21 protein-coding genes are annotated in these 20,098 nt (G+C 48.2%); 9 read left to right on the top strand and 12 right to left on the bottom strand.

The features are described 5' to 3' along the window. From OS145_RS13440 to OS145_RS09350, 4 genes are all read right to left on the bottom strand, one after another. On the bottom strand, window positions 1-330 hold a 330-nt coding region (locus OS145_RS13440), incomplete at its 3' end, for a hypothetical protein (protein ID WP_006956151.1). After that, window positions 311-2,092, bottom strand: coding sequence for an acyl-CoA dehydrogenase C-terminal domain-containing protein (locus tag OS145_RS09360; protein WP_006956150.1), 1,782 nt, complete (start codon window positions 2,090-2,092; stop codon window positions 311-313). The genes OS145_RS09360 and OS145_RS13440, both read right to left, overlap by 20 nt. A gap of 102 nt (window positions 2,093-2,194) precedes the next feature. After that, on the bottom strand, window positions 2,195-2,902 hold the full coding sequence (locus tag OS145_RS09355; RefSeq protein ID WP_006956149.1) for a general secretion pathway protein GspB: 708 nt from the start codon (window positions 2,900-2,902) through the stop codon (window positions 2,195-2,197). Continuing rightward, window positions 2,902-4,344 (bottom strand): ExeA family protein, encoded by a 1,443-nt coding sequence (locus tag OS145_RS09350; protein ID WP_006956148.1) that lies wholly within the window; start codon window positions 4,342-4,344, stop codon window positions 2,902-2,904. Before OS145_RS09350 ends, OS145_RS09355 begins: the two co-directional genes overlap by 1 nt. Window positions 4,345-4,430: 86 nt before the next feature. Here OS145_RS09350 and OS145_RS09345 point away from each other — a divergent pair, with 86 nt between their 5' ends. After that, window positions 4,431-5,519 (top strand): tRNA nucleotidyltransferase/poly(A) polymerase-related protein, encoded by a 1,089-nt coding sequence (locus OS145_RS09345; protein ID WP_050750001.1) that lies wholly within the window; start codon window positions 4,431-4,433, stop codon window positions 5,517-5,519. On the opposite strand, the gene folK is transcribed toward OS145_RS09345, so the two are convergent. After that, the gene (folK, locus tag OS145_RS09340) at window positions 5,516-6,010 is read right to left on the bottom strand and encodes a 2-amino-4-hydroxy-6-hydroxymethyldihydropteridine diphosphokinase (RefSeq protein ID WP_006956146.1); all 495 of its coding nucleotides are present in this window, start codon (window positions 6,008-6,010) and stop codon (window positions 5,516-5,518) included. The two genes, OS145_RS09345 and folK, sit on opposite strands and share 4 nt — an antisense overlap. Before the next feature lie 5 nt (window positions 6,011-6,015). Further along, a complete protein-coding gene (gene folB, locus OS145_RS09335; RefSeq protein WP_006956145.1) occupies window positions 6,016-6,399 on the bottom strand; it encodes a dihydroneopterin aldolase in 384 nt (127 codons plus the stop codon). Between the two features lie 84 nt (window positions 6,400-6,483). Between folB and plsY the strand changes: the two genes are divergently transcribed. Further along, a complete protein-coding gene (gene plsY / locus OS145_RS09330; protein ID WP_006956144.1) occupies window positions 6,484-7,074 on the top strand; it encodes a glycerol-3-phosphate 1-O-acyltransferase PlsY in 591 nt (196 codons plus the stop codon). A 2-nt stretch (window positions 7,075-7,076) separates the two neighbouring features. Here plsY and tsaD read toward each other — a convergent pair whose 3' ends face one another. Next, complete coding sequence (gene tsaD, locus OS145_RS09325; protein WP_006956143.1) at window positions 7,077-8,096, bottom strand: tRNA (adenosine(37)-N6)-threonylcarbamoyltransferase complex transferase subunit TsaD; 1,020 nt, start codon at window positions 8,094-8,096, stop codon at window positions 7,077-7,079. 118 nt (window positions 8,097-8,214) lie between these two features. On the opposite strand from tsaD, the gene OS145_RS09320 reads away from it, so the two are divergent. Next, the gene (locus tag OS145_RS09320; protein ID WP_116287559.1) at window positions 8,215-9,840 is read left to right on the top strand and encodes an amidase; all 1,626 of its coding nucleotides are present in this window, start codon (window positions 8,215-8,217) and stop codon (window positions 9,838-9,840) included. Here the strand turns inward: OS145_RS09320 and OS145_RS09315 are convergent. Together OS145_RS09315 and OS145_RS09310 are read right to left on the bottom strand one after the other, a co-directional pair. Continuing rightward, complete coding sequence (locus tag OS145_RS09315) at window positions 9,818-10,849, bottom strand: metallophosphoesterase family protein (protein ID WP_006956141.1); 1,032 nt, start codon at window positions 10,847-10,849, stop codon at window positions 9,818-9,820. The genes OS145_RS09320 and OS145_RS09315 overlap by 23 nt on opposite strands. Then, entirely contained in the window at window positions 10,849-11,883 is a 1,035-nt protein-coding gene (locus tag OS145_RS09310; protein WP_006956140.1) for a type IV pilus twitching motility protein PilT, read from the bottom strand. Before OS145_RS09310 ends, OS145_RS09315 begins: the two co-directional genes overlap by 1 nt. Before the next feature lie 32 nt (window positions 11,884-11,915). On the opposite strand from OS145_RS09310, the gene OS145_RS09305 reads away from it, so the two are divergent. From OS145_RS09305 to OS145_RS09290, 4 genes are read left to right on the top strand one after another with little or no spacing between them, the layout of a single operon-like run. Then, complete coding sequence (locus tag OS145_RS09305) at window positions 11,916-12,611, top strand: YggS family pyridoxal phosphate-dependent enzyme (protein WP_006956139.1); 696 nt, start codon at window positions 11,916-11,918, stop codon at window positions 12,609-12,611. A gap of 2 nt (window positions 12,612-12,613) precedes the next feature. Further along, on the top strand, window positions 12,614-13,435 hold the full coding sequence (gene proC / locus OS145_RS09300; protein ID WP_006956138.1) for a pyrroline-5-carboxylate reductase: 822 nt from the start codon (window positions 12,614-12,616) through the stop codon (window positions 13,433-13,435). An 8-nt stretch (window positions 13,436-13,443) separates the two neighbouring features. Then, window positions 13,444-13,971, top strand: coding sequence for a YggT family protein (locus tag OS145_RS09295; RefSeq protein WP_006956137.1), 528 nt, complete (start codon window positions 13,444-13,446; stop codon window positions 13,969-13,971). Window positions 13,972-13,980: 9 nt separating this feature from the next. After that, window positions 13,981-14,421, top strand: coding sequence for a DUF4426 domain-containing protein (locus tag OS145_RS09290; protein ID WP_006956136.1), 441 nt, complete (start codon window positions 13,981-13,983; stop codon window positions 14,419-14,421). A gap of 8 nt (window positions 14,422-14,429) precedes the next feature. Here OS145_RS09290 and OS145_RS09285 read toward each other — a convergent pair whose 3' ends face one another. Then, complete coding sequence (locus OS145_RS09285) at window positions 14,430-16,163, bottom strand: potassium/proton antiporter (protein WP_006956135.1); 1,734 nt, start codon at window positions 16,161-16,163, stop codon at window positions 14,430-14,432. Between the two features lie 109 nt (window positions 16,164-16,272). On the opposite strand from OS145_RS09285, the gene rdgB reads away from it, so the two are divergent. Further along, a complete protein-coding gene (gene rdgB, locus OS145_RS09280; protein ID WP_006956134.1) occupies window positions 16,273-16,887 on the top strand; it encodes an RdgB/HAM1 family non-canonical purine NTP pyrophosphatase in 615 nt (204 codons plus the stop codon). Between the two features lies 1 nt (window position 16,888). Continuing rightward, on the top strand, window positions 16,889-18,040 hold the full coding sequence (gene hemW / locus OS145_RS09275) for a radical SAM family heme chaperone HemW (RefSeq protein ID WP_006956133.1): 1,152 nt from the start codon (window positions 16,889-16,891) through the stop codon (window positions 18,038-18,040). On the opposite strand, the gene trmB is transcribed toward hemW, so the two are convergent. Together trmB and OS145_RS09265 are read right to left on the bottom strand one after the other, a co-directional pair. Continuing rightward, on the bottom strand, window positions 18,018-18,737 hold the full coding sequence (trmB, locus tag OS145_RS09270) for a tRNA (guanosine(46)-N7)-methyltransferase TrmB (RefSeq protein WP_006956132.1): 720 nt from the start codon (window positions 18,735-18,737) through the stop codon (window positions 18,018-18,020). The two genes, hemW and trmB, sit on opposite strands and share 23 nt — an antisense overlap. Before the next feature lie 99 nt (window positions 18,738-18,836). Next, window positions 18,837-19,925 carry an OmpA family protein gene (locus tag OS145_RS09265; protein WP_006956131.1) on the bottom strand — a complete coding sequence of 363 codons (1,089 nt, stop codon included), beginning with the start codon at window positions 19,923-19,925 and terminating at the stop codon, window positions 18,837-18,839. Window positions 19,926-20,098: the final 173 nt, after the last annotated feature.

The following is a 20,098-nucleotide window of genomic DNA, read 5'->3' as shown; positions in this document are numbered from 1 at the left end:
GTCACTAAATTCGACGGCGGCTATATCCGCTTCATGACGGACAACCCGCGGTGGTTCATTTAGCAGATAGTGTTTGGGTGGCAAGATAAAACGCCTTTCAACGAGTTCTCGCCCGTCCCAATACGCAGCTTCCTGTTTTGGTCGGAACTTAATTACGATAATAATAAATATCGTCATCGTTAACAGTACGCCAATAGCTATCAGCCACAACGGAACCTTTCCACCAATATAAATCGCCATCCATAGGGCTAAAAAAAAGCCGCCCCAACCTTGGGGGCGGCGACTATCGCGATAAAAGCTAATTGTTTGTTTAGAAGTCTTCGTCGTCATGTAAATATAAGCTCTCACTACCGTCTTCGATGGTACTGATCAATGACGAAATACGTGGCAATATCCGCGCAAAATAAAACCGTGCTGTCTTAATTTTGCTCGCCAAGTAAGGCCGTTCGCCTTGCTTTGTCTCTGCAACCAATGCCATACGTAACCATAAGTATGCATACGCAATATAACCGACCAAATGCAAATACTCCACCGCAACGGAGTTGACTTGATTCTCGTCACTTTGCGTGCGCTCAATGATTTGTCCGGTCACGCGTTCTAGTTCATCAACGGCCTGCTTGAGTTGATTAAATTGAGCATTCCAGTTGTCGGTGGCAGCTTCATTAACAAATGCTTTAATCTCGGCAACAAATGGATGTAACAGCTGACCTTTAGAACCAACCACTTTGCGCCCGAGTAAGTCGAGTGCTTGAATACCATTGGTGCCTTCATAAATTTGTGCAATGCGGGTGTCACGAATGAGTTGCTCTTGTCCCCACTCCCGCACATAGCCGTGACCGCCGAAAATCTGTTGTCCATGAATTGTTGACTCAAGACCCGTGTCCGTCAAAAAGGCTTTTGCAACAGGGGTTAGCAATGCCACCATTGCGTCCGCCTGTTGCTTCACTTCATCTGACTCACCGTATTTTGCTCGGTCCAATTGTTGCCCGACCCAGGTTGAAAACGCACGTCCACCTTCGGTGAGTGACTTCATGGTTAACAACATGCGGCGGATGTCGCCATGCACCAATAAGGGATCAGCGGCTGCACTCATATCACGCGTCGCTTTTGCACCACGTCCTTGAATACGCTCTCTCGCATACTCCAACGCATTTTGATAAGAGCGTTCTGCGGTACCAAGACCCTGAATCCCTACTCCCAGACGTTCATAGTTCATCATGGTAAACATCGCAGCCAAACCACGGTTAGGCTCACCGACCATCCAGCCGCGTGCGCCGTCAAAGTTCATCACGCAAGTAGCTGAACCATGGATTCCCATTTTATGTTCAATGGAGCCACAACTGACCGCATTACGCTCACCGACTGAGCCATCGTCGTTGACTAAAAATTTCGGCACTACAAAAAGCGATATACCTTTCGTGCCAGCGGGTGCGTCAGGCAGTTTTGCCAGCACTAGGTGTACGATATTATCGACCAAATCATGTTCACCACCGGTGATGAAAATCTTGGTTCCTGAAATGAGATAGCTATCGTCACCTTGTGGTTCTGCTTTAGTTTTTATAATCCCTAAGTCAGTACCCGCATGAGGTTCAGTTAAGCACATGGTGCCGGTCCACTCGCCTTGCACCATTTTCTCTAGATAGGTTTGTTTGATGTCGTCGCTGCCATGCAAATCAAGCGTCATGATGGCGCCAGAGGTTAGCCCAGGGTAAAGGGAAAAAGCGACATCGGCCGAACACAGCATTTCTTCATACTGAGCTGAGAGTGATTTCGGTAGCCCCATACCACCAAAATCTGGGTTTGCGGTAACCCCGACCCAGCCACCTTCAGCTAATTGGCGGAAGTTTTCCTTATACGCTGCGGGCGTCGTGACTTCACCGCCATTAAAACTCACGCCTTCCTCATCAGCTTGACGAGATACCGGCGCGATGAGCTGCTCAGCGACCTTTGCGGCTTCATCAAGAATCGCTGACGCTGTGTCTTGATCCATCATCTCCGCAAGCATGTCGCTTTTTTGCCAATCGGCGGTGACATTAAATACATCATGAAGGACAAAATCCATGTCATCTCTTGGCGCACGATAATCGGCCATGACCTACCTCTCTTTATACAAAGTTGAACCCGTTCGACGTTTTTTCAAACAGGCGTTTAATTCAGTTGTTTAAAGAGTAAAAAGGTCACGCTCAATTGTCAATCATTGGGCGCCTTCCCAATCAACCAGCGCTTCGACCGCGAAAAGCTTGCCCTGTCTGCGTAAAACCACTCGTTGTGGCTCGATCTTTACAACTTGCATGTCACGAAATTGATCGCCAACCATGAGTTTTTGTTGATCAAGCTCTATCCACCGACGACTCTCATCAGAAACGTACATATGCGCATCGTACGTGAACGCACGAATCTGTCGCTGTAACGACGGATTGAGTTTCGATAAAGTAGGAATCACGCTATCGACGTCATTTTGCTTAGCATCGGCCGTTGCTTTAACAGCTTGTTCAAAGCGACTCAGCAAATCCTCAGAAATGCCTTCGGTAGCCAACGCATCTTGCTGGCTAGCTGGCTGCTGAGCCGTTTGCCCTCTCGGGTTGACAATTATCGGCTCGGGTTCAGCTGGTTTCGGTTCAGGTGCTGCCGCCCAATCGATGGTAGGTACTGTAGCCGCGTCTCCCCAACGATAGACCTCTGGTTGCTGGGCCCGTTGCGCTACCGCGTTGTCTTGTTCACCTAAAGGAAGATACAAAACCACTAAACTGCAGGCTATGGCAGCTACACAAGCACCGATAGCCCACTTGGCAGTCCCTGAAGCCGAGTTTTTTTGCGCTGCGAATAGCTCGTTATTAAGTTGGCTTTGTGTGCGCACGATGGGGGACTGCTGTTGCTTTAGCGCTTTTAAGATAGAAGACATCAGTTAACCTCCTGTAAGCGCGGACCGGATTCAAAGTAGCGTGCACTCAACCACGCCAATGTAACTTGATTTAACTCGCCAGTGATCGGTAGCCCAGCTTGTCTTTGAATCGCTTGTAATTGTGCTTGCGCATTCAAACGCTGCTGGGTATCGCTTAAATAACGCGCCAGTTGCTCCTTAACCCATTGTGTCAAAGCTTCAGATTCCGTAGCCCCATCTTGGTATCGAATATCGGGTCGCTGATATAAGCCGATGACTTCTCCTGTCCACCCCTGGGTATCAACCGGCTCCATCGACTTCAATACGATGCCTGTTTGAGCATCACGTAACAATAACGCCGGATAGTTTATTTGCTGTAATTGCGACACGCTGACCGCATTGGTTTTTAAGCAAGCGAGCTGATAATTCTTTACCCAATCACAAAAGGCTTGTTGCCGAGGCGGTTGAGGTAATTGCCACGCAGTCGCCAGTAATTGCGCATTTTGATAGTCATAGTTGCTAATCGGTTCTTCCACCTGAATCTCGGGAACCGACCACCAGCGCATCAGAGCGGCTATTATTACTGCCGCGATTGGCAGTAGAAGCCACGGCCAACGTGACGCCGTCTGAGCGCGTTGTTGAGGCTCGTCAAATTGGCCCAGCTCTTGTGAGGCGCGTTTAACATGCGCTTTGTCGACTTGCATTTGACCATCTGCGTAAGCAACTAAAAGCGCGCGATCGCAGAGTAAATTTAATAGCCTGGGTACTCCGCCCGTCAGTTTGTGAGCCGTCATCGCCGCAGGCTGAGTAAACAGCGCTCGGTTGGCGCCCGCCATCTGACAGCGATAAGCGATATACCTTTCAGTATCGTAGTTGGTCAATGGCAACAAGTGATAACGAGCAGTAATACGCTGTGCCAGCTGTCGAAGCTCTTGCCGTTTTAATAAGGTTTGTAGTTCGGGCTGTCCGATTAAAATGACTCGTAGTAACTTATTTTTTGTCGTTTCTAAATTGGTTAGTAACCGCAGCTGCTCGAGTACTTGGGGCTTTAAGTGTTGCGCTTCATCAATCAGCACGACACACTGACGATCCTGTTGATGAGCATCGAGTAGAAACTGACTGATTTTATCGGTCAGTACTTTACGTGTTGCACGTCCTTTTTGATAGCGGATTCCCCACTCATCACATAACGTCGCCAACAACTCATCCTCGTTAAGCATCGGGTTTAGGATAAAGGCAATTTCTGTCGACTCGGGCAGTTGCTCAAGTAACGCACGCGATACCGTGGTTTTTCCCGTACCGACTTCTCCGGTCAGTAGAATAAAACCACCACTACCTTGCAACCCCTGCACTAAATGCGCGAGCGCTTCTTGGTGACGCTCACTATGATAGAGAAAGTGCGGATCGGGCGCGATCGAAAATGGTTCTGCGGTTAATCCAAAATGCTGTTGATACATAGTCATGCCAAACTTTTTTAGCCTCAGTGTAACGAGTTACTTGCGCTTAAACTAGTGATTCGCGATCATCACCTTAAAGCATGGAGGTGCACTTGGATATATATTTAGTCGGTGGAGCCGTTCGAGACCAGTTATTGGGCTGTCCTGTCGGTGATAAAGATTATGTTGTGGTGGGCGCAACCCCTGACCAAATGCTCGCTTTAGGTTATCAACAAGTGGGTAAGGACTTTCCTGTGTTCTTACACCCACAGACACGGGAAGAGTATGCACTGGCGCGTACTGAGCGTAAGCAAGGACAAGGATACACGGGGTTTCAAGTTAATACAGAGACCACGATAACGCTCACCCAAGACTTAGAGCGTCGAGATTTAACCATTAATGCCATCGCTGAAGACGAGCACGGACACCTGATCGATCCCTATGGCGGACAGCAAGATATTGAACGCAAGCTATTGCGTCACGTTTCGCCTGCGTTTGTTGAAGATCCCTTGCGAGTGCTTCGCGTGGCACGGTTCTATGCACGATTTAAACCCTTGGGCTTTACGGTCGCACAGGAAACCAAAAACCTGATGAAAGCCATGGCTCGTTCGGGCGAGTTAAAGACACTCGTTGCAGAACGAGTATGGCGAGAGTGGGAAAAGGCGCTCGCCACCGATGCGCCAGCAGCGTTTATTGAGCTATTAGTCGAAATTGATGCATGGTCGCAGGTGATGCCTGAATTGACGATATCGCCCTCATCAGTGAGCGACCTACAACAAATTAGCCAAGTCACACAGTGCACTCACACACGATTTGCAACGCTCATGTTACGTCAAGGCGATACTTTTGAAATTAATTTGTTGAGTCAAAAGCTACGTCTGCCCAATCAGTATAAACGGTTAGCACAAGCAGTGTTTGGTAGCCGCAAGTGGTTATTGCAACCCTCACCACTCAGTCCCGCACAACTATTAGAGCTTGCTAATGGCGCTGATATGTGGCGCCAACCAGAGCGTATCGAGCAATTGGCACACATTCGCCATATCGCACGACCTAATATCAGTGATGGCTGTATTGTAAGTGCCTTGACTCAGGCAAGATCGATTGATGCCTCATCTATCGTTGCACGAGGCCTTAAAGGGCCTGAGGTAGGCCAAGTACTGAATGAGGAGCGCTTGTTAGCGATAAAACGTGGCTTAATTTAAAACGGCAGCCAACGCTCATCTTTGAGCGGAGCTAGCTGTTGTGTTCGGTTATAAGTTTGCCACAAAGCACGATAGGTTTTGCCGTTAACCGGATGTCTGCGCATCGGTGCGATATCCGCTAGCGGCAATAAAACGAAGGCATTCTCTAAAATTTCAGCACGCGGTAATTGAGGCTCTGATTCGCGAACCAAGTCATCGTATAGCAGTACGTCGATATCCAACGTACGGGGACTAAATTTAGGCCCCCCGTGAGTACGTCCATGTGCTTTTTCAATCGCCTTACACTGCTGAAGGACCGATTCGACATCGAGCGTTGTGGTTACTTCAACTACGAGGTTATAAAACGCATGTCCTGCAAAGCCAACCGCTTCACTTTCATAGACCTGGGAACGCTGCACCCAGTTAAAGTGCTCGTTGATATCAATCAGCCCATTAAGAATGTGGCGCTCTCGGTCGGAGTTCGAACCCACACCTAAAAATACACGTGCCATCGCAATTATCCGAACGGTCCGTCTACACGGGTCCGCTGTATTTTTACAGCTACATTGTTTGCCGTTGGCACAGCGCCAGGCTTACTGACCTTTACCTGGACTTCATTAACACCAAAATCTTTAAATAATAACTCGGCAATACCTTCTGCAACGGTCTCAATTAATGCTCTCGGCTTCGCTTGAATCCAACGTTCAACGGCTTGGCTGACTGCGGCATAATCGAGCGCATCATCGATACTGTCCGACTGACCTGCGCGCTGGCAATCCCATGCCAGTGTGAGATCAATGATCAGCTTTTGTTGAATATCTTGTTCCCAGTCGTAAACGCCGATAGTTGCGTCAACTTCTAGCCCCTCAATCAGTACTTCATCTAATCCTTGTTGGGACATAAATTTCCTCATTGGTAATTCGACTAAAAACCGCTTATTCTAGGTCTATAAAGCTTAACCTAATCTTAGGAAGAATCGAACCCTATGAGCGCACTGACTTTACTGATGATACTCGCTGCCTATCTACTGGGCTCGATCAGTAGTGCCGTGCTCATTTGTAAGCTTTGGCGACTGCCCGACCCCAGATTATCGGGTTCCGGTAATCCCGGAGCGACCAATGTATATCGAGTTGGGGGTAAACTGCCCGCAATATTGACGCTTCTGTTCGACGTGCTCAAGGGGATGATCCCTGTCTGGAGCTCCTATTTTTTAGGGATCGAACCGTTTTTTCTTGGCTTAATAGCTGTCGCCGCTTGCCTGGGCCATATCTTCCCCTTGTACTTTAATTTTCGTGGCGGCAAAGCCGTCGCAACCGCCCTAGGCTCAATGTTTCCTGTGGCTTGGGCGATGGCGCTGTTGCTGATCGCGACCTGGCTTCTGGTCTTCAAGCTGAGTCGCATTTCTTCTCTTGCTGCGCTCGTTACCGTGTGTCTTGCGCCGTTTTATGCATATTGGATAAAACCTCAATACACCGTGCCTGTAATTATGATTTCAGCGCTCATTCTGTGGCGCCATCAAGCGAATATTATACGACTCACATCAGGTAAAGAAACTTCATTTCGTAGAGATCAATAACTTTAAGAACCGTGCGCAGCAAGATCAGTTAATGGCCAACGCGGGAAAGTTTTGATCGCCAACCCTGTTTTTTCGCCCGCCTCTAAACGAAGGGCGCCTGCTAACGCAATCATGGCACCATTGTCAGTGCAAAACTCTGTTCTTGGATAGAACACCTGCCCTTTCAATTTCTTCATTAAATGTTCAAGTTGTTGGCGCAAGTGTTTATTAGCGCTCACCCCGCCCGCAACAACTAGTCGCTGACGTCCAGTTTGTTTGAGCGCACGTTTACATTTAATAGCCAGAGTATCAACGACAGCATCCTCGAATGCGCGGGCAATATCAGCTCGCGTTTGATCATCATTAGGACTGCTCGCCAACGTATTGGCGGTAAACGTTTTTAAGCCACTAAACGAAAAATCGAGACCTGGGCGATCGGTCATTGGTCGCGGAAACTTAAAACGTTCAGAACGCCCACTTTCAGCAAGTCGAGCCAGTCGAGGTCCTCCCGGATAATCCAGCCCCATCAACTTAGCTGTTTTATCAAACGCTTCACCAGCCGCATCGTCGACCGACTCTCCAAGCAACTCGTATTGTCCAATTCCTTTCACATCAACTAGTTGCGTGTGTCCCCCAGAAACGAGTAGCGCGACAAAGGGAAACTCGGGACGTGTATCTTCTAACATCGGAGCCAGCAGGTGCCCTTCCATGTGGTGAACGCCCACCGCTGGAACATCCCAAGCGAAAGCGAGGCTTCGACCTATACAACTACCGACAAGCAAAGCTCCGACTAGACCCGGGCCACAGGTGTAAGCTATCGCATCAATATCTTCCCGCGATAGCTCGGCTTCGGCAAACGCTTCCTGTATAAGCGGCAACACTTTACGAACGTGGTCCCGGGAAGCCAACTCCGGAACTACACCACCATAATCTGCGTGCAGTTTTACTTGTGAGTATAATTTATGCGCCAGTAGCCCGTTCTCAGTGTCATAAATAGCGATCCCCGTCTCGTCACATGACGTTTCGATACCCAGAACTTTCATACCTATACAACCTGCTATAAATCTCAATATTCCGCTATTCTACCTTATTTTTTCTCGCCTTACCTAAGAAGGTGTGCGATTTTAGTGCAACATAAAAATAACAGGGATGAACTCGATTATGGCTCTATCCAAACTTAGCAAAACAACCTTATCACTCAGCTTGGCTTTAGCGTTAACCGCATGTCAAACGTTGCCGACAGAAACGAATCCCGCCACGGTCAGCAGCCAACAAAGTGAAGCCACGTTTCAATTCGCACATGCCGATTATCTAACGATTCAAGACGCACTAGCACAAGGCGAGCTCTCTTCAGCGGAACTGATAACGCATTATTTACGTCAGATAGAAGCAAACAACCAACAGGGCGCTCAATTGCGTGCGGTTATCAGCCTTAACCCTGATGCGTTAAATCAAGCTAAAATGTTAGATAACGAACGTGAACAAGGCAATGTCCGCGGTCCTCTTCACGGAATTCCTGTGTTACTGAAAGATAATATCGATACAGCGGATGGACTCGCCAATACCGCGGGATCCGTTTTATTTGCCGAGAACTATCCCGAGGATGACGCCACTTTAGTGACAAACCTTCGTAAGCAAGGTGCAATTATCTTAGGCAAGGCCAATTTGAGTGAGTGGGCTAACTTTCGTTCAACACGTTCAAGCTCGGGATGGAGTGGTGTTGGCGGCTTAGCGCGTAATCCATACGATCCTACCCGCTCCACGTGTGGCTCAAGCGCAGGCTCAGGAGCGGCCGTCGCTGCCGACTTCACCACCTTCGCAGTCGGTACTGAAACCGATGGTTCACTCGTCTGCCCCGGAGCGGTAAACGGTATTGTCAGCATCAAACCAACGTTAGGTTTAATTAGTCGTGACGGCATCATCCCTATCTCGCACAGTCAAGATACCGCAGGTCCAATGGCACGAACCGTGGCGGGCGCAGTTACACTAATGCAAGCAATGGCATCCTACGATGGGAGCGATTCTGCTAGCTTCCGCTCCGACACCGTGTTGACCGACTATTTGAACGAAGATGGGCTCAAAGGTAAGCGTATTGGAGTCGTTCGTAATTTAATGGGGTATAACGAATTACTTGATCAGCAGTTCGAGCAACAATTGGACGTGCTAAAAGCACAAGGCGCTACGCTAGTTGATGTGGAAATGCCAACTTATGGTGAGTACGGCGATGCCGAATTCACCGTTTTGTTATATGAATTCAAGCACGATATGGCGGCGTACCTTGCGACCACTAATCTGCCGTACCGCAGCATGTCGGACTTAATTGAGGCTAACAATCGGATGGCAGATAAAGAACTCCCGTATTTTGGTCAAGAGCTCTTTATCATGGCAAACAATATGACCGCTGCTGATGAATCTCGCTATTTAGATGCGCTGGAGAAAAGTAAGCGTCTAGCTGGACCCGAGGGTATCGATAAGATGCTTACTGAGCATGATCTGGATTTGTTAGTTGCGCCCACGACCGGTCCTAGTTGGAAAATCGACTTGGTGAATGGTGACCATTACGCTGGTTCCGCAAGCTCACCGGCAGCTGTTGCGGGCTATCCGCACATTACCGTACCGATGGGCTATATTGAACTTCCCAAGCAGCCAAAACTACCCGTTGGCATTAGCTTCTTTTCCACGGCGAATGCAGAGCCTGTATTGATCGAGGCCGCCTACAGCTACGAGCAAGCGACCCAGCATCGTCAACCGCCACAATTAAACATTACTGCAAGTCACGCAAATTAATTGTCGTTTGAGTCAATGGCCGCCCGTTGACGTCTCTCAATGAGAGTGTCACGGTCGGTTGTTCTGACCATGTAATCTCGATCATACCAAACCGCGTACTTGGCTCGCCCAAACCTTGTCGCTGACTAAACTGATACGGCGTCCCATTGTCTCTATTAATGGTGCCCGAACTGACTTGCCAAACAGGATAGTCTAGTAACTGAGGCGCTTTGACAATTTGCCCAAAGTTAATACCACCATGGCCCAATAAAACGTGCTTTACATTGAGATTTTTTAGTAGCGCAAACAGTCGCTTCTGCTCCTGTGTAAACAACGCCCAACTCGGATATCCGTTCTGTGGTGCTAAAAATGGCATTTCAGAAAGCAAAATACGTATTTCTGCTTCTTTCGACAGTTGCTGTTCTAACCACTGCCATTGGCCTTCACCCAGCAGTCTATTGGCGTCACCCACTTGTAGGGGACCATTATTGTCATCGAAGTAAAGGCTGACTCGCTCAAGCAAACCTCTTTTCTTTAACGGCTCGCGCGCCCAGCGCGTGTCCAATAAAATCACCTGTACCCGCTGCGGCGCTTCCCCGATGATAAAGCTTTTAGCAATACCATGCTCTTGGAACATACGTTCAGACGTCAGCGGCTCACGCCAAAAGGTCAAAAAGTGATTGCGTACCGCATAACGTTGCGGGTTGTCAGCACCGACGTGTCCATCAATACTGTAATCATCCTCTCCCCACGTCGAGACAAAAGCGCTGTTTCTGCGTAGCATCCGCGGACCTCGGTAACGATTAAACACCTCGTACGCCGCAAGTAAGTCATCCATATCATCAGCGTTTGCAGCAACCCCATTACCGAGTAAAGCAAACACCTCGGGTTCAGCCAGGTTCAACGCATCCCATACCGCCTGTCGCTCACTCTGGTCGACACAACAACCTAGCGCAATACGTGTAGATTGCTGCGCCTGAACAGCCAGCGAAAGGGTCAAAATGACAACCGCGCACCCGAGTCGTATCACTAGAAATCCTCTTTATTCGCAGCGCAACGACGCGCCTCTTCACTATCTATATCGCCTCGCGAGAGTAATTTCTTTAACGACTGATCGAGTGTTTGCATTCCTTTCTCCTGTCCCGTCTGGATAACAGAGTACATTTGTGCGACTTTATCCTCCCGAATCAAGTTCTTAATCGCCGGGGTTGTCAGCATGATCTCATGTGCCGCCACACGACCTCCGCCCACGCGTTTTAATAAGCTTTGCGAAATGACTGCCCGTAATGATTCTGAGAGCATCGAGCGCACCATGGGTTTATCGTCTCCAGGGAACACATCAATAATACGATCAACGGTTTTAGGCGCTGAAGTGGTATGCAACGTACCCAACACCAAATGCCCGGTTTCTGCCGCAGTCATGGCTAAGCGAATGGTTTGCAAGTCGCGCATCTCACCGACCAAAATGACATCCGGGTCTTCCCGCAACGCCGAGCGTAAAGCGGCTTCAAAGCTGCGTGTATCACGATGCACTTCGCGTTGACTGATTAAGCTTTGTTTATTCTCATGCACAAACTCAATCGGATCTTCAATTGTTAAAATATGTTGTGAACGTGAACGGTTAATGTAATCAACCATCGCCGCCAACGTTGTTGACTTACCCGATCCCGTGGGTCCTGTAACCAACACCAAACCGCGAGGCGCATCGACAATGTCTTTAAATATCTCTGGCGCATTGAGCTCTTCTAAGGTCGTAACTTCGCTTGGGATGACCCGGAAGGCAGCCGCGATACCGTGCCGTTGAGTGAAAACGTTGACACGGAAGCGCGCAACAGACTCAATGGAAAACGAGAAGTCACATTCGAAACGCTCGTTAAACTCTTCCTGCTGACCTTCTGACATAATATCGAACAACATGGTACGAAGTTCTTGATGTGAATGAGGGTCCATTTTAAGTGGTCGAATATCACCATCCACTCGTATCATAGGCACACTGCCTGCAGAAAGATGCAAATCTGAAGCCGATTGCTTCATACTAAAGGAAAGCAGTTCGCTTACATTCATCGTTGAATTCTCTATCTGATAAACAAGGAATAATGGTGACCAAGGTAGCAGAAAATATTGTCAAAAGTCTTGGACAAATTCGTCAAAACATTAACGCTATGGCCGAACAGACTACCTATAGGGAGTCCGTGCGGCTGCTCGCTGTGAGTAAAAAGCATTCAGCCGAAGCAATTCGGGTTGCGTACGAAGCCGGCCAACGCGAATTTGCTGAGAATTATGTTCAAGAAGGGGTTGCCAAGGTGCAACAGTTGCAAGCGCTGGATATAACCTGGCACTTTATTGGTCCGCTACAGTCCAATAAAACTAAACTTGTCGCTGAACACTTTGACTGGGTTCAAAGTATCGATCGAGAGAAAATTGCTCGTCGTTTAAATGACCAGCGCTCAGGTGCTTTGCCCCCGCTCAATGTACTCTTACAGGTAAATATCGATAACGACCCGAATAAATCCGGTGTAAAAAAAAGTGATATTAATGCACTCGCAAAGTTTGTCAGCAAGTGCCCGCACTTGAAACTACGCGGCATCATGACCATCTTAGAAGCAGATACCGATGAAAAGCAGCAACTTGATAGCTTCACGAGCATGCGTGAACTTTACCAACAGCTGCAACAACTGCACCCATCTGTTGACACCCTTTCTATGGGAATGAGCGGTGATATGCGACAAGCAATACACGCAGGTGCTAACATGGTACGTATTGGAAGTGCAATTTTTGGACAACGGGAGTGATAATGAACGATATTCGTAAGATCGCATTTATTGGCGCAGGTAACATGACACAAAGCATCGTTGGTGGCATGTGCAAAAGTGGCTATCCAGCTGACCATGTTTTTGTCAGCAACCCGAGCCCTGAGAAACTTGAAAAGATGAAGTCCAACTTAGGCGTCAATACTAGCCAAGACAATATTGAGGTTATTGAGCAAGCCGACGTTATCGTGCTCTCAGTTAAGCCGCAATTAATGGAACAAGTTTGTGCTGATATTAAAAGCAAAGTCAGTAACCTTGCCGACAAACTGATTATCACCATCGCTGCTGGTATTCGTATGCCGAAATACCGCACTTATTTAGGTGATGACATCACCATCATCCGCGTGATGCCTAATACGCCATCGTTGGTCGGTCAGGGCATGTCAGGTTTAGTGACCGATAGCGCCGATGACAAAGATAAAGCCTATGTGACTGACGTATTCGATGGCGTGGGTGATACCTTGTGGGTCGCCGATGAGGATCAACTCGATATCCTAGGCGCCGTTGCGGGCAGTGGCCCAGCGTACTTCTTCGAATTTATGGATAGTTTAGCCAAAGGCGCAACGGAACTCGGCTTTGACCCAGAAAAAGCGCGCGCTATGGTTCAGCAAACCTGTTTAGGTGCCGCACAAATGGCGAAAGAAAGCGACTTAACATTAGAAGATTTACGCAAGCAAGTAACCAGTAAGGGCGGCTCAACCGCAAAAGGCGTAGAAGTCTATCAACAACGCGATCTGCATAACATTTCGGCCGATGCTGTGAAAGCCGCAGTGAAACGTAATCAAGAAATGGCGGATCTGTTTTAGGAGCGACCATGAATAACGCAATGCAGTTTCTTCTGACCACCTTAATCGAACTTTACTCGATTGTGGTTATTTTGCGACTCTGGATGCAAGCTGTTCGAGCGGATTACTATAATCCGCTCAGTCAGTTTGTTGTCAAAGCAACCGAGCCTTTGTTGGGTCCCTTGCGCAAAGTGATTCCATCTAAAGGTCGCATAGATTTAGCGTGTTTAATACTCGCTATTGCGCTAGGCATGCTCAAAATAGGAGCGCTGGTTTGGTTAAATGACATCCCGGTGAACCCCTTGGTAATTGTTGTTCAGGGCTTACTGTCTACCGTTAGTGCATTTTTAACCACCCTATTCTGGATCCTAATTATCCGCGCGCTGTTGAGCTGGTTTTCCCAAGGCTATAACCCGATGGAAGCGATGTTGTATCAATTGACAGAGCCCTTTCTTGCGCCCGTGCGACGTATCATTCCGCCGCTAGGAGGCTTAGATCTATCGGTGTTAATTGTCATTATTGCGATTCAGTTCTTACGCATCTTAATTGGCGTATAGGAGCACACAATGCATCAATTGAGTCGTTATTTAACCTTCACACTATTATTGGCAGCGAGCACCTTTACGGGTGCTTCGCTCGCTGAACAAAAACAGCAGTTGGGCGAGTGGGATGTTCATTACAACGCGTTTAACTCGACGTTTCTAACGCCCGAGATCGCTTCAACCTATGACATCCAGCGCAGTGAGAAGTCAGGATTGGTAAATATTGCGGTCTTGAATCGTTCTAACCAACAGTCGGTCGCTGCAGACTTAAAAGGCCACGTGATAAACCCTCGCGGTGGCGTACAGACATTGCAGTTCCAAAAAATTGATGAGGGCACAAGCGTCTATTACATTGCCGATTTTTTATTTGGTGATGAAGAGTTAATGCGCTTTAAAATTGATATCCGCGATTCAGCGGGTCATAGCCATCGCCTTGAATTTGAGCAAAAAATGTATCAAGAGTGAGCGCCTGCTCACTCTTTTGCTTTAACACCCACCGCTTCAATATCACCTGTTTTATTTAAGCTACGCACTGTCACTGTCAACGCGCCAATAACCAAGCTATCACCGATAACTACGCGACGATGGAACTTGTCCTTAAAGTGGTCATTAAGAGTCATGCTGAGGATAGATTCATCCACATCGCCTGCCGGATATACGCTCGCCAGCTCGGCAATGGTCAAGTCGCCCCTTAAAGTAAAGTCACCGAAGAAGCCTTTATCACTCATCTGCATGCCCTTACCGCCGGATGCTAAGATACGACTCACCTCATCAATATCTTTGACTGTTGCAGTCACTAGCAGTACATCCCCCTCACGCACAATAGGTTGTGTCTCGGGTTGCAGCCAGTCACCGTCACGAATAACACCGACAAAAGTCGCAGGGGCGGTCAACTTGAGCTCTTTCCACGCGTGATCACAGGCGGGAGAATCCTTATCGATAGGATAAGACCAAACTTCGAGTGCTTCGCGACTCGAAACAGACGCCAATGGCATCCGTTGCGCCGGTTCCGGACGTTTGGGAACTTCTAACTGTAACCAACGCGCCACAGGCGCGATGGTCCAGCCTTGAATGATTAGAGAGATGAGCACTACGACAAATGCGACATCGAAATAGAGCTCTTGTTGCTCAACACCACTCAACCATGGAAATAGGGCTAAGATAATAGGTACCGCCCCACGTAATCCGACCCAGCTGATGAACACTTGTTCACGCCAGGGAAAGCTGAATGGGAGTAAACTCACCAAGACTGCTATCGGACGCGCTACGAATATCAGCGTAAAGGCAACACCCACTGCGACAGGTAAGTATTGAACAACATGTGAAGGTGTTACTAATAAGCCAAGTATAAGAAACATGCTAATTTGACTTAACCAAGCTAGCCCATCCTGTACATGCAGAATATGCACAAGTTGTGGTAGACGCGAATTGCCAATAACGAAGCCCATTAAGTACACCGCTAAGAAACCGCTGGCACCCAAAAATGCAGTCAGTGCATAGATCATCACGGCACTGGCAATCGCTAATAAGGGTAGAAATGAGAAACTCAGCGGTAATTTCCTGGCTGCAATAATGAATGCACGACCCGCTAACCATCCCATCGCCAAGCCACCTGCAAGCTGCCAGGCGACATTTCCCACCATGTGATACCACGCTGAAAATTCGCCAGATGCGGCAGCGCTGGTCATGGTCAGCGTGAGGATAACCGCCATCGGGTCGTTGCTACCTGACTCTATCTCAAGTGTCGCACCGACCCGCTCTTTAATCTGTAAACCCTGCGACTGAAAGATACCAAATACAGCGGCCGCGTCGGTAGAACTTAAAATGGCGCCTATCAATAAGGCAGCCGTCCAAGGTAGATCGAATAAATATACCGCTGTCGTTGCAACCAAGGTGCAGGTTAAGGCCACCCCGATAGTTGCCAAACTAATAGCGGGCCAAAGTGCAACCCTAAAGCGCTCAGGATTGGTGCGCATGCCACCATCAAATAGGATAATCACTAATGCGATAGAGCCGATGAAAAACGCAATATTAGGGCTATCAAAACTTAACCCGAGCACACCATCGGTTCCCGCGAGCATACCCACGACAAGAAACACGAGTAGAATCGGTGCACCCAAGCGATTAGAAATAATTCCTGCAAGGATACTCACCACTAACAAAAAACCACACACTAAAATCAGTGTATTTGCAGCATCCAAGTGCATTCTCCTTTTATTCTTTTATTTTATCCGTGCCGCTTATTATGAATCATTGATTTTAAAAGGCACGTTCAAACGGTATCATGATGTCACCGATTTGACTTGAGATTTTTCTATGATAACAAGCGACTTTACCCTAGTGCTCGCAACTGGAAACCAAGGAAAAGTGAGCGAGCTGCAAGCGATGTTGGCGAGCCAACAGGCAACTCAGTCTTGGCAAGTCCGACCACAGAGTGAATGGAACGTGCCCGAAGCAGAAGAAACCGGCACAACGTTTGTAGAAAACGCCATCATTAAGGCGCGTAATGCCTGTCTACATACGGGATTACCCGCCATAGCGGATGACTCTGGCCTCGAAATTCCTGCGCTCGACGGTGCACCAGGCGTTTACTCGGCGCGTTATGCGGGCGAGCATGCGACCGATCAAGATAACATCGAGCGTTTACTTGCGGATATGTCGAGCATAAAGCAACGCCAAGCTCGCTTTCATTGCGTACTGGTTTATATGCGCCATGCTGCCGATCCAACGCCGTTAATCTGTCACGGGCAATGGCACGGCGAGCTCTTAACGCACCCGCAAGGTGACCACGGTTTCGGGTACGATCCAATTTTTTATATCGCTGACCAGCAGTGTTCAGCAGCCCAGCTCGATAAAGCCGCTAAACAGCAATTGAGTCACCGTGGTAAAGCACTCTCCCAATTACTGCAACACATAGCAGAACAGGCCTAATATGTCACTTACGCTTCCACCGTTATCGCTGTATATCCATATTCCATGGTGTGTCGAGAAGTGCCCCTACTGCGACTTTAACTCGCACAAAATACAAGGTAGCATTCCTGAACAAGCTTATATAAGTCGCTTGCTAGATGACCTATCAGCCGATCTCGGCGGCGTGCAAGGTCGCGCTATCCAATCTATTTTTATTGGCGGAGGAACCCCAAGCGTGATTACTGCGGAGGGGATTCAACGGTTACTTGATGGCGTGCGCAAACGCCTGACTCTTGCCAGTGATTGCGAGATCACGTTGGAAGCTAACCCAGGAACTTTCGAGGTAGAGCGCTTTGCGGGCTTCATCAACGCGGGTGTCAACAGACTCTCTATCGGTATTCAAAGCCTCAATGCAGAACACTTACGTACACTCGGTCGTATCCATGACCCGTTGCAAGCTCGCACCGCGGCAGAGCACGCCAGTCAGTTACCTCTGAAGAGCTTTAACCTGGACTTGATGCATGGTTTGCCCGGTCAATCGGCGCACGACGCACTGAGCGATCTTGAAGGTGTTATTGCACTAAATCCACCTCATATTTCATGGTATCAGCTGACCATCGAACCCAACACTATGTTTGCCAGCCGACCACCTCAACTGCCCGATGACGATACGCTATGGGCCATCTATCAACGCGGCCACGAGAGATTACTGAAAGCCGGTTATCAGCAATACGAAGTCAGTGCTTACTGTAAACCCGGGCACCAAAGTCTACACAACACTAACTATTGGGAGTTTGGTGACTATTTAGGTATCGGTTGTGGAGCACACAGTAAAATAACCCTCCCAGAGCAACATAAAATACGGCGTTGCGAAAAGGTGAAACATCCTCAGGGCTATCTCGATTTGACGCGCGCGTTACGTTATCGGGAGTGGGATGTTGACCCCGAAGAGCGAAGCTTCGAGTTCTTCATGAACCAATTTCGTCTATTTCAGCCTGTATCTAAACAGCAGTTTACTGACTTTACCGGCTTACCGATCGAACACGGTGACCGTGCACTAGACGAAGCCAAGAGAAAAGGCTGGGTCGAATCAGACGGTGACCATTGGCAGCTAAGTCAGCTCGGTCACCGATTCCTGAACGACGTTTTAACTACTTTGCTTTCTGAAACTTAAGGTCCCAGACACCGTGGCCTTTAGTTTCACCACGTTGTTCAAACTTGGTTTTAGGACGCTCTTCTGGGCGCGGAATAAAGTCACCCGCGGTCGATAGGTTGCTCAAACGTGGCTCGCCGGACAACACCTCAAGCATATGTTCGGCGTAGTTTTCCCAGTCGGTCGCCAAGTGAATCACACCGTTGGGTTTGAGCTTTTTACACAGGTGAGCAACAAACTCCGGTTGAATTAGTCGGCGTTTATGATGACGCTTCTTATGCCATGGATCAGGAAAGAAAATTTGCACCTGCTGTAAGCTCTCGTCAGCAATACACTGCTCAAGTACTTCAACTGCATCGTCATTGAATAAGCGTAAATTAGTAACACCAGCATCCTCTGCAGCCATCAAGCAGGCACCGACGCCGGGTTCATGGACTTCGATACCGATGAAGTTTTGCTCAGGTGCATTCTTTGCCATTTCAACCAACGAGTGCCCCATACCAAAGCCTATTTCTAGAGTGACTGGGTTGCTGTTATTGAACACTGTTTCAAAGTTGAGCAGACCTTGCTCTAGCGCAAGACCAAGTTGTGGCCATTGACGTTCAATTGCGGCCGCTTGGCCTTTAGTTAATCGCCCCTCACGCTTTACAAAACTGCGAACTCGACGTACATATTTCCCAGCCGCTGCGGCTTCTTCAGCGCTTTTAAACTGACTCATTTATTTACACTCAACTGTTGCTGTCACCATAATAAAAAAGCAGGCTCATTTTCATGAGCCTGCTCTCTATTATCACCTATTCAAGGTACTTAACGCAATTTACTTCTCAATGACAGGTACACGTGTCATGACTTTCAGTTCAGCTTCAATGCGACGATTTTCTTGACGATCTGCAGGGCTGTCACCTTTAACTTTAGGCTGACTCTCGCCATGACCGACTGTGTTAATGCGGCTTGCTGAAATGCCGTAGCTTTCAACCAGTACATTTTTGACTGACTCTGCACGGCGCTGCGACAACCACTGGTTGTACTCTGCATCACCGATTTTGTCGGTATGTCCATGTATTGTCAGATCTAACTGCGGATGCTCGTTCATAAATTCCGCCATTTCCGCAATAGGTTCCATCGCATCTTTGCGAACTTGCGAGGAATCAAAATCAAATTCAACGAGCAGCTGTTCGCGTACAGTTTCATTTTCATACATGGTGCAACCGTCTGCATCCACTGAGTAACGACGAGGCGTATCAGCGCACTTATCGCGGCTGTCTATCACACCGTCGTTGTCACTATCCATCGTCTGCTGCGGTGCAGGTGTCGTTTCAGTTGGCTGCGCAGCCGCTGGACGAGGTTTCGCCTCTGTTACAGCATTGCGTCCGCCGAAGAAATACTGAAGACCAACGTTCGCAAAACCTTCGGTGTAATCTTCATCAAACCCTTGCTGAACACCACCTTCTACGCGCCAAGCTAAATTGTTATTGATGAAAGAACGGTGACCCACCGTCAACCGAACCGATTTGTCCGCGATATCTCCGATATCAGTACTCGTTAGGCCTAAACCACCGTAGACCATATCATTAAAATGATACAGCACATCAGTACCGTAACTTTTACCGTAAGCAGTGCCGCTCGGGTCTAAATCTGCTTCCATATAGTCATAATAAACGCGTGCTTCCCAAGCTTCGGTTAACATCACACCTAGCTCAAGACCGCCGGTCCAAGTGCTCAAACCATTATCTACCGGCACACCAACATTGTTTTGCGCAGCGACACGCTCCGAGTCAGGCGCAAAAACTCCCAAACGCGCTCCCACATAAATATCGTTTTTTTCTACTTGAGATTGTTGTGCAAGTGCAGTCCCAGACACACCGGCGCTTAAAAGGGCTAGAACAATCGCGTTTAGTTTTTTCATTGCAATCTCCTTATTCATGCAATCTGTAAATTCGTACGTCTCACTGTGAGTACGACAAATTAAATATGTAGATCATAATGATCATTCATAATTATTAAAATTATAGTGCTATTTTTTTATTTGTCAGATAGGTTTGCGGTTTATTTACACAGCTTTAGACAATAAACTAAATA

The organism is Idiomarina baltica OS145, assembly GCF_000152885.1.
In the GTDB taxonomy this organism is placed as follows: Bacteria; Pseudomonadota; Gammaproteobacteria; order Enterobacterales; family Alteromonadaceae; genus Idiomarina; species Idiomarina baltica.
Note: the sequence above shows the minus strand (reverse complement) of the source record. Positions and strands in the feature narration are given on the sequence as shown.